The organism is Pseudomonas chlororaphis (genome assembly GCA_001023535.1).
Lineage (GTDB): Bacteria > Pseudomonadota > Gammaproteobacteria > Pseudomonadales > Pseudomonadaceae > Aquipseudomonas > Aquipseudomonas chlororaphis_E.
Map to the genome: position 1 here is coordinate 5,547,580 of CP011020.1, position 14,065 is coordinate 5,561,644.

Here is a 14,065-nt window from a genome sequence, read left to right on the forward strand (position 1 = left end):
CGGATCAAAAAATGTAGAATCCGCTCGCCGGAAAACCGTTCCCTTCTCCACGAGCTTTGCTGATGAAGCTGGCCAGCCGCGAAAAATCGATGATTGCCTGGGTGCTGTATTTCAGCGTCCTGTTCGCGTCGTTGCTGTGCGCGATGGGCCATGGACAAATGGCCGGCTTGCGATTGAGCGGTCTGGACGGCGGACTGTTTTGCTCTACAGACGGCGGCGCGGTACTCGAAAGCCCGCACGACGTGCCCGCCCCTTCACTGCCCGTCGAAGCTGATTGCGTCATTGCCAGCCTGTTCGGCGCGATCCTGCTGGCAGCGTTTTTCGGGCTGCTCGCCCTGCTTGCCGGCGAGCCAGCCAGGCCCTTGCCCGCACAACCGACCCGCTGCTTACCCAGGCAGCGCTGGCCCCTGATCAATCCTCGCGCCTCCCCAGACCTGCTTCCCTCGCCTTGACATCATCACCACTTGCCGCTGCATGACGCGCGGTCGGTGTGTGCTCATCGAATTAAGACAGGAAGCTTTTCATGTTTCGCTTGACTACTTTGGCGCTGCTCGCGGGCAGCACCTGCGCGTGGGCGCAAGACACGACTCTGAACTTACCCGCCAGCTATATCAACGCCTCGGCCGACCAGCCGAAACCGGCCACCAGCCTGGACCTGGACACCCCCATCGAAAGCGGCTCGCGCCTGAACCTCAGTGCCCGGGAAAATCCCGCCTCTGTAAGCGTAGCCGATCGCAAGACAATGGAACGCATCGGTGCACGCAACTTTCAGGACGCGGCGAACGCCCTGCCCGGGGTGAACGCTTCCGCGCCACCCGGCTGGGGTGGCTATGTGTCGTACCGTGGTTTCAACGGTGCCCAGATCAGCCAGTTGTTCAACGGCATCAATCTGCAATACGGCGGCGCAGCACGTCCGGTCGGCGCCTGGATTTATGACCGGGTGGAATTGCTCGGCGGCCCCTCCTCGTTCCTCAACGGCAGCGGTGCCGTGGGCGGCAGCCTGAACGTGATAACCAAGCTTGCCAACCGCGACGAAGATACTTTCGAAGGCCGGATGAGTTACGGTCGCTACGACACCTGGGAAACCGCGGTCGGCTTCAATAGAGCGCTCAACAGTGGCGATGGCCCACGCCACTATGCGCGCCTCGACTACAGCCGCACCAACAGCAACGGTTACATCGACCGCCAGGAGAACGGTGCGGGCAACCTGGCCTTCTCGCTGCTCAGCGACATCAACGATCAACTCTCCCATACGCTGGCGATCGAATATCTGGAAGAGGAAGAAGACAGTCCTTACTGGGGCACACCGGTACTGCAACCAATGACCGGCAGATTGCACATCGACAAGCGCAACCGCTTCAACAACTACAACGTCAAGGATGGCCGCTATGAGCAGCGCACCCGCTGGATACGCTCGATCACCGACTACCATCTGGACGACAACACCCAGTTGCGCAATACCTTCTACCGTTACGACGGCCAGCGCGATTACCGCAACCTTGAGGTTTACCGCTACAACAGCGATAACAGCGCTATCGCCCGCTCCGGCGGTTACCGCCAAAGGCACGATCAGGAGGTCAACGGTGACCGTATCGAGCTGACTCACCAGGCTCAACTGTTCGGCCTGGCCAGCGATTGGGCTCTGGGCGTGGATTACAACACTAACCAGCAAACCAACTATCCATTGTCCAAAGGCGCCTTCGACACCATCGATCCAGATGGCTTCGAGCCGGGCCACTTCTCGGACATTCCGGGGATGGATGCACCGCGCACTAAAGGCCGCAGTACTTGGACCGACACCTCGTCGGCTTTCCTCGAGAACCGTACGCGTCTGACCGAGCGACTGGCGCTAATTACTGCGTTGCGCTATGACCATATCGACTTCGAGGTCATCGATCATGCGGCGCAGGCCAGGCTCGACAAACGTTGGGATGCAGTCACGGGTCGCCTGGGTCTGGTGTACGACCTGACGTCGAATGTCAGCCTTTATACCCAATACAGTACGTCAGCCGAGCCGCCGGGAGGTACGCTTACCGGCGCCTCCATTTCCCAAGTGGGCGACTTCGACTTGAGCACCGGCCGCCAAATCGAGGTGGGCAGCAAGTTCGATTTTCTTGAGGGTCGCGGCTCGGCCACTGCGGCGGCCTACCGCATCGTGCGCAAGAACATCTCCGTCCCCTCCTCTACGGTGCCCAATACCACCGAACAAGCGGGTCAGCAGACTTCGACCGGCATCGAGCTCGCGACTTCGTTCAAGATCACGCCCAAGCTATTGGCCGCGGGTAACTTCAGCTGGGTCAGGGCCGAGTACGACGAATTCAATGAAACCATCGCAGGCGTCGTTTACTCGCGCAAAGGCAAGAATCCGGTGAACATTCCAGACCGCGTAGCCAATCTCTGGTTGACCTATGACGTGGCTCCCGACTGGCAACTCGGGGCCGACGCACGTTACGTGTCGTCGGTCTACGCCAATACGGCCAATACGACGTGGGTGCCCTCGTACACCGTTTATGGTTTGTCCATGACTCACGACCTGGACAAACACATGCAGCTCAGCGCGCGTCTGCGTAACCTGAACGACGAGGTCTATGCTCGTTTCATTCACCAGAGCAACACCCAATATTACCTAGGAGAGCCGCGCAGCCTGGAAGTCGCTGTGCAGTGGAGCTACTGATAAGAAAGAACCCGTAGCGTTATGGAGGGGCCCGCTGGACTGACATCCCAGCGTCCCTTTCATGATTCAAGCAGCTGGTCGTTCCCCTTTGATAAGCTCGAAAACATCGCTTATAGAACGAGGTTCGCCAGACTGTTTTTTTTTTCGATCTCTTCAGGCTTCTACTGTTGCGGCCAATTGCTTACGAATGTCCATTCGGTCAAAGTGAGCGCGCTTTTCAATGATTTTTCCATCGGCAACGGTCAGGAGCATCATCAACGAAAATCGTACTCGGGCCCCTTTCGGCTCAATCCCTTCAAATATTCCGGTTTGCCGACCATCGAATATCATGTAAGCCGCAACCTGATCGCCCTCGGCGAGCAGTGATTCGATCTTAAAAGTGAATCCTTCGAAGGCATCGAAGTTTTTTTTCTCCGACTGGATGAATCCTGCTGCTCCAGGAATAGGCGTGTCTACTTGGGTATAAAAAACAAAGCTCTCATGGCAGCAACTCGCCGCTGCCGCGTAATCCTCAAGCTGAATAGCGGCATAAAATTTTCGCACCAGTTCTTTGTTTGCTTCGACCGACATTAACTTTCTCCTTGCTGAATGGTCGTTTGGGCTCGCTGAATCAGAGACTACAAGTCTCGCCGTCTTCGGGGATGAGCAAGCGATCAGTCATGCCCTTCTCCACGGAGAACTCACGAAGCTCTTTACGCGTCAGCACAGCATGGTTTACAGACTCCATATGGGTAGCGATAAGCGTCGCCTGAGGCGCTGCCTGAAAAACTTCGTAGACGTCCTGCTTACCCATGATGATGGAACCGAGCCCGATCACCTGGGCATCTCCGGCATTTAGAATGACGACTTCGGGCTGAAACTGCTGCAAGGCGTCCTGGACGTATTGATTCCAGATCGTGTCGCCAGCGAGATAGAGAGTTTTCTCGTCTGGATGACTGAACATTACCCCGCACACCTCGCCAAGAATTTCCCCCATAGCTGCCATTGCACCATCAGTGCCGTGTTGACCGAGAGTCTGCGCCAGCGACACTCCATTAAATAGCGCTCCTTTGATCAGTCGAACGTCGCCGAAACCCTGAGATAGGATCAACTCACGGTCCTCTTCATTCTGAACAAAAATCGGCAGTTGTTTGGGAACCAGGGCTTTAGCGGCCTCGTCCCAATGATCGGGGTGGGTATGGGTCACGATGACGGCGTCAACGTTCAAGATGTCTTCCATGGACACCGGCAATGCCACCGTAGGGTTGAACAAATGGCTATTAGCCGTCCCCTCAAACCCTGGATATGCCCCCTTCTTTGCAAGCAAAGGGTCGATCAGAAACCGAGTCCCTGCGTATTCAATAATCAACGTTGCGTTACGTATCTGCGTGACCTTCACGATATTCTCCTTGACTCAAGCTATGATTTGGACCGAACAGTCCAAAATGTATAAAGTTTTCGACTCTTACAAATCCAAATTCGACAGCAGCAGGTGCAGCGCACTTTCTAAATCTTGTTTCGTGTATCCAGCACGTGCCATGACCTGCAGTCCGGGAAAAGCCAGAACCAACAGACGGGCCAATTCTCGGGCATTCCGGTTACTACCCAATGACCCATCTTGTTGCCCTCGCTCAATCGCCCTCTCCAACGCCTCCTCAATGAGACGAAAGTCCTCCATGACCCTCTGACGGACATCAAGATCATGTGCCGCCATCTCTACAGCTTGATTGATGCTCATGCAGCCATGAGATTCACTTGGGTCATTAAGGTCAGCAAAAAGAGAACGGAAGAACGACTCGATAGACAGGCGTGCAGGGCCGTCCTGCAAGGCTCTATGCATGTCTTTAGCTCGCTCACGACGATAGGCGTCGAACGCCATAATAAATAACTCGCGCTTGCCGCCAAATGTTGCGTACAAACTGCTTTTGCTCAGCCCCGTGGCGCCGAGAAGGTCAGTTATTGAAGTTGCCTCATAACCTTTGCGCCAGAACACAACCATTGCCTTGTGTAAAGCTTCTTGCGTATTGAATGTCTGCGGTCTGGACATGTTCGATTCGAGCGCTCCGTTGCGTAAGCCGGATTGGACTGTATGGGAACTACTCTAACCGTTAAGGACCGATCGGTCCAGAATAACGTCAAACCACTGGTCGGTAAGCGACAGCTCATCAGTCAAGTGGCGTGTTTCAGCCTCAGTCGCATATGCAGTGACCGGTCTGCGCAAGCGATGATCGTTCCACCATACTGCGCTGAGCTGCCATCCCAAGTGGTAATCACTCCATCAGCGCCTTTTACTATCGGAATCAACGCTTGGATATCGTAAGGCTGCAGACTGGCTTCGATCACCACATCAACGAATCCCGATGCGAGCATGCAGTACGCATAACAATCTCCGCCAAAACGAACCAACTTCACCTGATCCGCTACCGCTTGAAAAGCGTCTCGACGAACTGCCGTGTCGAACAACTGCAATGTCGTGCACATCAACGTGGCCGAGGAAATTTCCGGGCATTGACGTGTTTTAACTTGTTTCCATTGAGCCAAGCGCCTTCAGGCGTGCCAACGTACCGCTCGCCAGTAAATGGCTGATTCATCACGCCGAGCACAGGACGCTGACCATCGTTTAGGGCTATTAGCGTCCCCCATAGTGGCAAGCCAGTGATAAACGATCGAGTCCCATCGATAGGATCAAGTACCCAACTCAGTTCACTGCGCCCCTGCAGCGAGCCTTCCTCCTCACCTAAAATTCCATGTGTGGAGTATTGATCCTGAATCAGTTCACGCATTGCTTGTTCGGCTTTACGATCAGCCAAGGTTACCGGACCTTAGACGCTACCCCCTTTGTGCTTTACATCCAACGTGCTTCGAAAGTACGGCTCAATAACCTCAGCGGAGACATCAGCTAAACGCTCAGCGAAATGCTGATACTCATTAATCAAACGCATGTCCAACACATCAGCCCTCCTTCCCGGGCGCGGGCGCTGTCTGGCCGCTGTCTTTCAAGGCCTTGGTCACTTCCGGCGGCATGTATTTTTCATCGTGCTTGGCCAGCACTTCGTCGGCCACCACCACGCCGTCGGCATTTAGCTTGCCCAAGGCGACAATGCCCTGCCCTTCGCGGAACAGGTCCGGCAGGATGCCGCGGTAGGTGATGGTCACGGTCTTGTTGAAGTCGGTGACGTTGAAGGTCACGTCCAGGGAATCCCCGGAGCGCACCAGCGAACCTTTCTCCACCATGCCGCCGGCACGGATGCGCGTGTCCTTCGGTGCTTCGCCGTTGGCGATCTGGGTCGGGGTGTAGAACAGGTTGATGTTCTGTTGCAGGGCACTCAGGGCCAGGCCGACCGCGGCGCCCACGCCCACCAGGATCGCAAGAATGATGACAAGACGTTTTTTGCGCAGCGGATTCACTGACCGTTCTCCCGGCGCAGACGACGCGCCTCCTGTTGCAGATACCGCCTGCGGGCCAGGACCGGCACCGCCACGTTGAGGACCAGCACGGCCAGGCAGATGCCATAGGCTGACCAGACATACAGGCCATGATGGCCCATGGCGAGGAACTCGCCGAATGAAGCGAAACTCATCGAGCGCTCTCCAGGCTGCTCTGCACTTCGGCCTTCACCCAACTGGCGCGGGCCTCGCGCTTGAGCACTTCCAGGCGCATGCGCAGCAGCAGCACCGCGCCGAAGAAACAGTAGAAACCCAGCGCCGTGAGCAGCAGCGGTAGCCACATCTCCACGGGCATTGCCGGTTTTTCGGTGATGGTGAAGGTCGCGCCCTGGTGCAGGGTGTTCCACCATTCAACCGAGTACTTGATGATCGGGATGTTGATCACCCCGACAATGGCCAGCACCGCGCAGGCATTGGCGGCACTGTCACGATTGCTGATGGCGTTGCCCAGCGCAATGAGACCGAAGTACAGGAACAGCAGGATCAGCATCGACGTCAGTCGGGCATCCCAGACCCACCACGAACCCCAGGTCGGCTTGCCCCAGATGGCCCCGGTGACCAGCGCCACGGCGGCCATCCAGGCGCCGATGGGCGCGGCGCATTGCAGGGCCACGTCGGCCAGTTTCATTTTCCACACCAGCCCGACCACGCCACACACCGCCAGCATCACGTAGATGGACTGGGCCAGCATCGCGGTGGGAACGTGGATGTAGATGATGCGGAAGCTGTTGCCTTGCTGGTAATCCGGTGGGGCGAAGGCCAGGCCCCAGACCACGCCGACGCCAATCAGCAGCAGTGCGAAGAGGCTCAACCAGGGCAACAGTCTGCCGCTGATGCCGTAGAACCACTTGGGTGAGCCGAGCTTATGAAACCAGGTCCAGTTCATTGCTGTTTCCATCACGGTTGCGGCCCAGGATTTGCGACCGCCGAATCTGCCCATGGAGCAGGCCTCGCTAGCTGTTCGTGTTCCCTTTAACCAAGAGTGTTTTACATTCTGGACGCTTCAGAAAATGAACGGTCAAACCAAAAATCAACCCCCAAAAAGGGGCGGAGAATCCACAAAAAGAGACCCCAGAAGCTGTAACGAGAAAAGTGAAAAGTCCTGCGTCGTGCTCTTTTGTCTCACCCAGGCTGCGCACCAATGCATCGCCGATCGCGCCATACAACGCCAAGCCTGCAAGTGCTGCGATCAACGCTCTAGGAAACGCCGCGAACAAGGAAACCAGCGTGGCACCTGCTATACCAAACAGCAGATAGGTGGCACTCCCGGAAAGAGCAGCGACATAGCGCCGCCGCGGATCCTCATGGGCCTCGAGGCCGGTACAAAGGCTTGCTGTAACTGCCGCGAGGTTCAGACCATGGCAAGCAAAGGGCGCCAACAGCATCGCGCCGATAGCACTGACACTGATAATGGGACTGGCAGGCGTGTTGAACCCTGCGTTGCGCAAAACTGCCATGCCTGGCATGAACTGGCCCGTCAGCGACACCACAACCAACGGCAACGCCAAATTCAAAATGACCGTTAAAGAAAACTGAGGAGCGATCCATTGAGGAGTGGCTAGGTCAAACACTAACACTTCGGTTCGCAAGTGCCCGCCAAACATCGTGACGGCGCCACCGACCAGCAAAACGGCCAACACGGCATAACGTGGCCAGACTCTACGCATTAGGATGTACGCAATAAACATCGACGAGACCAAGGCTGGCTGCTCCGGTAGCACCCGAAATACCTCGATGCCGAACGAAAAGAGAATGCCGGCTTGCATGCCCGCCGCGATCGAGCCCGGCAAGCGAGCGATGATTCGATCGAAAGCACCGCTAACGCCAATCAGCAGTAGGATGACATTAGCGACTATAAACGCACCCACCGCTTGATTGATGCTCATTTGCGGAAGCGCCGTAACGAGCAGCGCCGAACCGGGGATGGACCACGCAATCACGACCGGCACCCGATAATACAGGCTGAGCGAAGCCCCAATTACCGCACTGCCAATCGAGATCGCCCATATCCAGGATGAAAGAACTTCCTGTGAAAGGGACGCACTCTGTGCGGCATGAAAAACCAACACAAGCGGGCCGGCATAAGAAATCAACGTTGCAATGATCCCTGCCACCAGAGCTGATGGCGAAGCATCTCTGAGCACACTTTTCATGGCATTCGCAATTTATCGACGCAACAAGGAACGACTCATCAGAACGGGGGCCGTCCCGCTGGCCCCGTTCTGGTGAATTAATCATGCATTCTGGAGGGCTCGGGGGCGCTGACTGCGCTGCTCTGCAGTTGGATCAACAGCGTGTTGCAGCTGGAAGTTAAACTTGAGTTCAGCGTAGCGCCCCGAAACACCCCGTGCGCCATCCTCCTTGAACTCCACCTCTCCAACCAATCCATCGCGGGTGGCGTATGCAAAGTCATCCCAAAGGTACTTATCTCCTGAAAGATTGATCTGAGTAGTCAGATGCCTGTGTCCTGGAGCCGAAATGAAGAAGTGAACATGCGCCGGTCGCTGGCCGTGGCGACCGAGCCCGTCCAGGCATTCCTGGGTAGGGCCCTGCGGATCGCAACCATAGCCGGAGGGCACGATACTGCGCGCACGGTAGCGCCCCTGCGCATCTGTAATGATGCGACGACGCAAGTTGTACTCAGACTGGCTCTTATCGAAAAATGAATACGTGCCCTTGGTATTGGCGTGCCACAAATCTACCGTGGCGCCCGCCAGTGGATGACCCTGTGTATCAAACACTTGGCCTTCAAGGAACATCACGGTAGCTGGCCCCTCCTCGTTGCCGTCGTCCATACGGACTTCGCCTTCGCTTATGGGGGCACCAGCAACGTAAAGGGGGCCCTCGATGGTACGTGGCGTACCGCCCGTCAACCCTACCTGCGCATCCTTGGCGTCTTGCAGCAAATCCAGGAAGTGCTCAATACCTAGGCCTGCGACCAGCAACCCGGCCTCACTGCGCCCGCCCAAACGGTTGATATAGTCCACCGCTTTCCAGAACTCATCCTCGCTGATTTCAAGGTCTTCGATTATCCGCGCGGTATCGTTCAACACTCGTAGGATGATGCTTTTGAGGCGCGCGCTGCCCGCCGCATTTTTCAACCCAGCAGCATCCTCGAAGAACTTCTGAATCTCGGCGGTTTGCGAAATCTTCACGGTCATGGTGTTCACCTCATCTTGTTTTTTTAGAGTGATCGAATAGCAATTGCAGGAATCTCAACGGTCATCCGCATGGATGGACGAAGGGTGGCGACACAGCCCGTTGATCTCGATGCTCATGTAGGGAAAAAGCGGCAGCTGCATGAGGGTGTCGTGCAGCGCCTCGACGCTAGGTGCATCGAACACGCTGTAGTTGGCGTAGTGACCCGCGATGCGCCAGAGGTGGCGCCAAGTACCCTCGCGCTGCAGTCGCTGGGCCAGTTCTTTTTCGTCGGCTTTGAGTTGCGCTGCCCTGCTCGCATCCATATCGAGTGGGAGGTTCACGGTCATCTTGACGTGGAATAGCATGGTGCTCTCCTTATAGGGTTGCGGATTCAGGAACGGCGAAAATGAGCCAGGCGATCTTCATCCAATGCCAATCCCAGACCTGGCGTGGATGGAACAAGAAGCTGGAAATCACGATACTGTGGTCGCTCGACCACGATGTCTTCGGTCAATAACAGCGGACCAAACAACTCGGTGTCCCAGGTCAGATGCTTGAGCGTGACGAATGCATGAGCCGAAGCCAGGGTGCCGATTGCACCTTCCAGCATCGTCCCCCCGTACAGCGCGATGCCGGCCGCTTCGGCAATCTGTGCCGTACGCAGCACAGCGCGAGGGCCGCCATTTTTTGCGATTTTTAGCGCGAAGACGCTGGCTGCGCCATCCGCCGCCAGGCTGAACGCGTCTTCGACGCTTTCAATGGACTCATCGGCCATGATGGGTGCCGGGCTTCGCTGGTTCAGCCGAACCTGGCCTGATCGATTAACCCGCGAGATGGGTTGCTCGATCAGATCAATGCCGTTCTCGCCAAGCACCTGGCAGCCACGTATTGCCTGGGACTCGTCCCAATACTGGTTGACGTCGACCCTCACACTGGCACGATCGCCAAGGGCCTTTTTGATCGCAACGACATGCTTGAGATCCTGCTCCAGAGGATTGGCGCCGATCTTCAATTTGAAGATGCGATGACGGCGCAGCTCCAACATTTGCTCGGCCTCGGCAATGTCCCGGGCGGTATCGCCGCTGGCAAGCGTCCAGGCGACTTCCAGGCTGTCGCGTACCCGACCGCCAAGCAGCTCGCAGACGGCCATTCCAACGCGTTTGCCCTGGGCATCGAGTAGCGCGCTTTCGATGCCGGACTTGGCAAAAGTATTGCCCTTGGCAATCTTGTCGAGTTTTTGCATCGCGGCATTAATGTTGTCCGCTGCCATGCCTACCAGCGCGGGCGCCAAGTGAGCGTCGACATTGGCCTTGATACTCTCCGGGCTTTCATAGCCGTAGGACAAACCGCCGATGGTGGTGGCTTCGCCGATGCCTTCGATGCCGTCACTGCATTGAAGCCGCAGAATAACCAAGGTCTGCTTTTGCATCGTGTGCATGGCTAGCTTGTGCGGACGAATAGTCGGCAGGTCGACGATGATCGCCGACAGGCTGTGGATCAGTACTGGGCTCATGACAATCTTCCGATACGTGAACTGAGAGACACCTGGTTCCGCTCAAGGAACAAGGCAAGATTGGTTACGGTTTGGCGGCCATCAAAACGCTCGAATCGGCCACGTTTCTTTTGCCGACGAGGGTGAACAGCGCCATGGCTATCGCGGCAATGGCGCCTGGAACCGCGAACGCAACGAAATTCAATGGCAGCGGCAGGCCAATGCCCAGCAGTGCTCCCCCCAACAGCGGCCCCAGGATCGCGCCATTGCGACCGATACCCGATGCCCATCCAAGGCCAGTGGAGCGAATCGACATGCCGTAGAACTGGGCAGTGGCGGCGTACAGGAGAATTTGCGTACCGATGGTTGTCGCGCCGGCCACACTGATCAGCAGATACAACAATGCCGGCGAACTTTTGAATCCCAGAAGGCTGATGGACACGGCGGCCGTCAGGAAAAACATCACCGTCACTTTTCCAAGGTTGTAGCGGTCTCCCAGCCAGCCACCAAAGATCGCTCCGGCCATACCACCGAAATTCAGCGCCAACAGAAAGGTCAGGCTTGAACCTAAGCTGTAACCGGCATTTGCCATCAGCTTGGGCAGCCAGGAGCTAAGTGCATACACCATGAGCAAGCAGCAGAAAAATGCGACCCACAAACACAGGGTGCGGGACGCGCGCCGCTCACGAAACAACGCCAGCAGAATCACTCCGCGGCCCTTGTTGTCCGCCTGGCTCAACGTATCGCTATCGCTGGGAGCCGAAGCAGGGTCTACTTTGCTCAGAATGCGCCGCGCCTGCCCTTCCCTCCCGGCCCGAATCAGGAAACCGATCGACTCGGGTAAAAAAACCAAGATCATGGGCAGCAGCAAAAGGGGCACGGCTGCGGCGAAGAACATGGATTGCCACCCGAAAAGCGGAAGCATGTAAATTCCCACGCTAGCGGCAAGCACGCCTCCCAGCGAGTAGCCACTGAACATGACCGCAACCAAAGTGCTGCGAAGACGTCTCGGGGCGAATTCGCTCATCAATGCGACTGCGTTAGGCATCAGCCCCCCGCAGCCCAATCCGGCAAGAAACCGGCAAATGCCAAACTCTGTCGGATTGCTGACAAAACCGTTGATAAGGGTTGCCGAAGAAAACAACGTGAAGCAGATTGCGATGCTTTTCTTTCTTCCGATCCTGTCAGCCAGCGACCCAAACGCAAGCGCTCCGAACATCATGCCGAACAGTGCATAACTGCCCAGTGCGCCGGCCTGGATCGGCGTGAGTTGCCACTCGCGCATAATGGCCGGCAGCACAACGCCGAAGATGAACAGGTCGTATCCGTCAAATATCAAGAGCAGCGCGCAAAGCGTTACCACTCCCCAATGGAATCGGCTGAAGCGTGCATTGTCGATGAACTGATTAACGTCAATTACTCGCATGGCGTCGTTACTCTTGTTTTTATTTTGGGAACCACATCGGCGATGCAATCTGTCGCGCCTGATGCGACAGGTTTTCCTGGTCAGCCGAGGTCACCGCCACTGACTGGCAGCGTTACGCCGGTGATATAGGACGCGTCATCCGAGGCCAGGAACAGGATCGTGGCGACCTGTTCGTCGATCGTTCCGTAGCGCTTCATCAAACTGCTTTGAATCGTCTGGTCGACGATTTGCTGATACCAAACCTTCTCTTCTTCGGTTGGCTGCGCGGTGTTGCGGGGGATACGCCGCGGTGGCGCCTCGGTGCCCCCGGTCGCGATCGCATTGACCCGGATACCACGTTCGGCATTCTCGAACGCCAAGCAGGCGGTCAAGGCGTTAACGCCACCTTTGGCTGCGCCATAAGGAACACGGTTGACGCCCCGGGTCGCGATTGACGAGACGTTGACGATCACGCCGTGCCCTTGTTCGAGCATGTAGGGCAACGCCGCGTGACAGCACCAGAGGGTCGGAAACAACGAGCGACGCACTTCCGACTCGATTTGCGCGGCCTCGTAACGCTCGAACGGTTTGGTCCAGATAGTCCCGCCCACGTTGTTGATCAATATGTGCAGGCTGTCGAAAGCCTCGACGGCGGCTGCCATCACCGACATGCATTCGGTGTGCATTTCCAGATCGGCGACGAGGGTCAATACGTCGTCTTGTTTGAGCTCATGCACCAGCTCCGATCGATCAACCGCAACAACCCGCGCGCCCTCGGCCCGCAATTGCTCACACACGCTTCGACCAATGCCTTGAGCCGCGCCGGTTACCAAGGCAACCTTGTTTTCGAATCTGTTTTTCATGACAACCTCGAACGGAGTCTTTGCGTAACGATTCAGGCCGCGGCAGGCGCGAACTTTTCGAAATAGAAATTGGCAGGGTTAATCCCTTGCTCGCGGATGTAATGGTTGACCGCTTCGACCATCGGTGGCGGGCCGCACAAATAAACGTCTACCTCGCCCCCGTTGAGATGACAGGGCTCGATGTGCTGAGTGACATAGCCCTTGAACGGATAAGTACTTTCCGGATTGGCCACACAGGCGCGAAAACTGAAGTTGGGGATGCTCGCGGCGAAAGCTTCCAACCGATCCAACTCGACCAAATCGAAATCATTGGTGACGCCATAGATCAAGTGCACCGGATGCTCACTGCCCTGCTCCGCGATTTTTTCTAGCATGGCTGTGAATGGCGCCAGCCCGGTGCCGCCAGCGAGCAGCAGCAGTGGTCGCTTGATTTCACGCAGGTAGAAACTACCCAAGGGGCCGGCCAGGTTCATGCTATCGCCGGCCTTGGCCAGGCCGGTCAGGAAACTGCTCATCAGGCCGCCCGGTACGTTACGGATCAAGAAGCTGACCTCACCGTCTTTCTGCAACGAGCTGAAAGAATAGGCGCGTGTCTGTTCGCTACCGGGTACTTGCAAGTTGACGTATTGGCCCGGCAGGAACGCCAGCTTGTTTAGGCCATCGCCCTTGATCGATAGCGCGATGGTGCTTTGAGACAGTTGTCGCACATCGCTGATTGATGCCTGGAAACTCGCCTGTTCGATCTTGCAGACTTGCGAAGCTGCGGGCACCCGCACGACGCAATCGCTCTGAGCGCGCATCTGGCACGTCAGCACGTAACCTTGGGTAAGCTCGTCTTCGCTCAGGGCATCTTCGATGAAGTTGTCACCCATGTCGTAACGCCCGGCCTCGGCGAAACATTTGCAGGTGCCGCACGCGCCGTCACGGCAGTCCAGCGGGATGTTGATGCCTTGGCGATACGCCGCATCAGCGACGGTTTCGTGCCCCTGGGCCTCAATGAAGCGGGTGATCCCGTCTTCGAAATTTAATGCGATCTGGAAACTCATGTTGCACCTCACTCACAG

Annotated in this window: 15 protein-coding genes and 1 pseudogene; 2 read left to right on the forward strand and 14 right to left on the reverse strand. The window is 56.8% G+C overall.

Annotated elements, in window-relative coordinates; genetic code table 11:
* Window positions 1-62 precede the first annotated feature (62 nt).
* Window positions 63-452: a hypothetical protein gene (locus tag VM99_24195; protein AKK01011.1), complete on the forward strand. Its 390-nt coding sequence runs from the start codon at window positions 63-65 to the stop codon at window positions 450-452.
* A gap of 71 nt (window positions 453-523) precedes the next feature.
* Complete coding sequence (locus VM99_24200; GenBank protein AKK01012.1) at window positions 524-2,674, forward strand: TonB-dependent receptor; 2,151 nt, start codon at window positions 524-526, stop codon at window positions 2,672-2,674.
* A 153-nt stretch (window positions 2,675-2,827) separates the two neighbouring features.
* Here the strand turns inward: VM99_24200 and VM99_24205 are convergent, their stop codons facing one another.
* From VM99_24205 to VM99_24270, 14 genes and pseudogenes are all read right to left on the reverse strand, one after another.
* Entirely contained in the window at window positions 2,828-3,244 is a 417-nt protein-coding gene (locus VM99_24205; protein ID AKK01013.1) for an ester cyclase, read from the reverse strand.
* 40 nt (window positions 3,245-3,284) lie between these two features.
* Entirely contained in the window at window positions 3,285-4,052 is a 768-nt protein-coding gene (locus VM99_24210; GenBank protein AKK01014.1) for a hypothetical protein, read from the reverse strand.
* Window positions 4,053-4,118: 66 nt separating this feature from the next.
* A complete protein-coding gene (locus tag VM99_24215) occupies window positions 4,119-4,700 on the reverse strand; it encodes a TetR family transcriptional regulator (protein AKK01015.1) in 582 nt (193 codons plus the stop codon).
* A 122-nt stretch (window positions 4,701-4,822) separates the two neighbouring features.
* Window positions 4,823-5,595: pseudogene (locus VM99_24220) on the reverse strand (inositol monophosphatase).
* 10 nt (window positions 5,596-5,605) lie between these two features.
* Window positions 5,606-6,061 carry a cytochrome C biogenesis protein CcmE gene (locus VM99_24225; GenBank protein AKK01016.1) on the reverse strand — a complete coding sequence of 152 codons (456 nt, stop codon included), beginning with the start codon at window positions 6,059-6,061 and terminating at the stop codon, window positions 5,606-5,608.
* A complete protein-coding gene (locus VM99_24230) occupies window positions 6,058-6,234 on the reverse strand; it encodes a hemagglutination activity protein (GenBank protein ID AKK01017.1) in 177 nt (58 codons plus the stop codon). Before VM99_24230 ends, VM99_24225 begins: the two co-directional genes overlap by 4 nt.
* The gene (locus VM99_24235) at window positions 6,231-6,986 is read right to left on the reverse strand and encodes a heme ABC transporter permease (protein AKK01018.1); all 756 of its coding nucleotides are present in this window, start codon (window positions 6,984-6,986) and stop codon (window positions 6,231-6,233) included. Before VM99_24235 ends, VM99_24230 begins: the two co-directional genes overlap by 4 nt.
* A 67-nt stretch (window positions 6,987-7,053) precedes the next feature.
* Window positions 7,054-8,253: a benzoate transporter gene (locus VM99_24240; GenBank protein ID AKK01019.1), complete on the reverse strand. Its 1,200-nt coding sequence runs from the start codon at window positions 8,251-8,253 to the stop codon at window positions 7,054-7,056.
* 81 nt (window positions 8,254-8,334) lie between these two features.
* Entirely contained in the window at window positions 8,335-9,261 is a 927-nt protein-coding gene (locus tag VM99_24245; GenBank protein AKK01020.1) for a catechol 1,2-dioxygenase, read from the reverse strand.
* A 54-nt stretch (window positions 9,262-9,315) separates the two neighbouring features.
* On the reverse strand, window positions 9,316-9,606 hold the full coding sequence (locus tag VM99_24250) for a muconolactone delta-isomerase (protein ID AKK01021.1): 291 nt from the start codon (window positions 9,604-9,606) through the stop codon (window positions 9,316-9,318).
* 26 nt (window positions 9,607-9,632) lie between these two features.
* The gene (locus VM99_24255; protein AKK01022.1) at window positions 9,633-10,754 is read right to left on the reverse strand and encodes a muconate cycloisomerase; all 1,122 of its coding nucleotides are present in this window, start codon (window positions 10,752-10,754) and stop codon (window positions 9,633-9,635) included.
* Between the two features lie 64 nt (window positions 10,755-10,818).
* Complete coding sequence (locus VM99_24260) at window positions 10,819-12,159, reverse strand: major facilitator transporter (GenBank protein ID AKK01023.1); 1,341 nt, start codon at window positions 12,157-12,159, stop codon at window positions 10,819-10,821.
* An 80-nt stretch (window positions 12,160-12,239) separates the two neighbouring features.
* Window positions 12,240-13,001: a 1,6-dihydroxycyclohexa-2,4-diene-1-carboxylate dehydrogenase gene (gene benD / locus VM99_24265; GenBank protein ID AKK01024.1), complete on the reverse strand. Its 762-nt coding sequence runs from the start codon at window positions 12,999-13,001 to the stop codon at window positions 12,240-12,242.
* A gap of 32 nt (window positions 13,002-13,033) precedes the next feature.
* Window positions 13,034-14,047 (reverse strand): NADH oxidase, encoded by a 1,014-nt coding sequence (locus tag VM99_24270; protein ID AKK01025.1) that lies wholly within the window; start codon window positions 14,045-14,047, stop codon window positions 13,034-13,036.
* Between the last annotated feature and the right edge of the window lie 18 nt (window positions 14,048-14,065).

Coding starts and splice junctions, on each gene's coding strand:
- VM99_24270 (AKK01025.1), bottom strand. CDS start 14,047: ATGAGTTTCCAGATCGCATTAAATTTCGAAGACGGGATCACCCGCTTC.
- VM99_24255 (AKK01022.1), bottom strand. CDS start 10,754: ATGAGCCCAGTACTGATCCACAGCCTGTCGGCGATCATCGTCGACCTG.
- VM99_24230 (AKK01017.1), bottom strand. CDS start 6,234: ATGAGTTTCGCTTCATTCGGCGAGTTCCTCGCCATGGGCCATCATGGC.
- benD (AKK01024.1), bottom strand. CDS start 13,001: ATGAAAAACAGATTCGAAAACAAGGTTGCCTTGGTAACCGGCGCGGCT.
- VM99_24200 (AKK01012.1), top strand. CDS start 524: ATGTTTCGCTTGACTACTTTGGCGCTGCTCGCGGGCAGCACCTGCGCG.
- VM99_24260 (AKK01023.1), bottom strand. CDS start 12,159: ATGCGAGTAATTGACGTTAATCAGTTCATCGACAATGCACGCTTCAGC.
- VM99_24240 (AKK01019.1), bottom strand. CDS start 8,253: ATGAAAAGTGTGCTCAGAGATGCTTCGCCATCAGCTCTGGTGGCAGGG.
- VM99_24195 (AKK01011.1), top strand. CDS start 63: ATGAAGCTGGCCAGCCGCGAAAAATCGATGATTGCCTGGGTGCTGTAT.
- VM99_24235 (AKK01018.1), bottom strand. CDS start 6,986: ATGAACTGGACCTGGTTTCATAAGCTCGGCTCACCCAAGTGGTTCTAC.
- VM99_24245 (AKK01020.1), bottom strand. CDS start 9,261: ATGACCGTGAAGATTTCGCAAACCGCCGAGATTCAGAAGTTCTTCGAG.
- VM99_24215 (AKK01015.1), bottom strand. CDS start 4,700: ATGTCCAGACCGCAGACATTCAATACGCAAGAAGCTTTACACAAGGCA.
- VM99_24250 (AKK01021.1), bottom strand. CDS start 9,606: ATGCTATTCCACGTCAAGATGACCGTGAACCTCCCACTCGATATGGAT.
- VM99_24205 (AKK01013.1), bottom strand. CDS start 3,244: ATGTCGGTCGAAGCAAACAAAGAACTGGTGCGAAAATTTTATGCCGCT.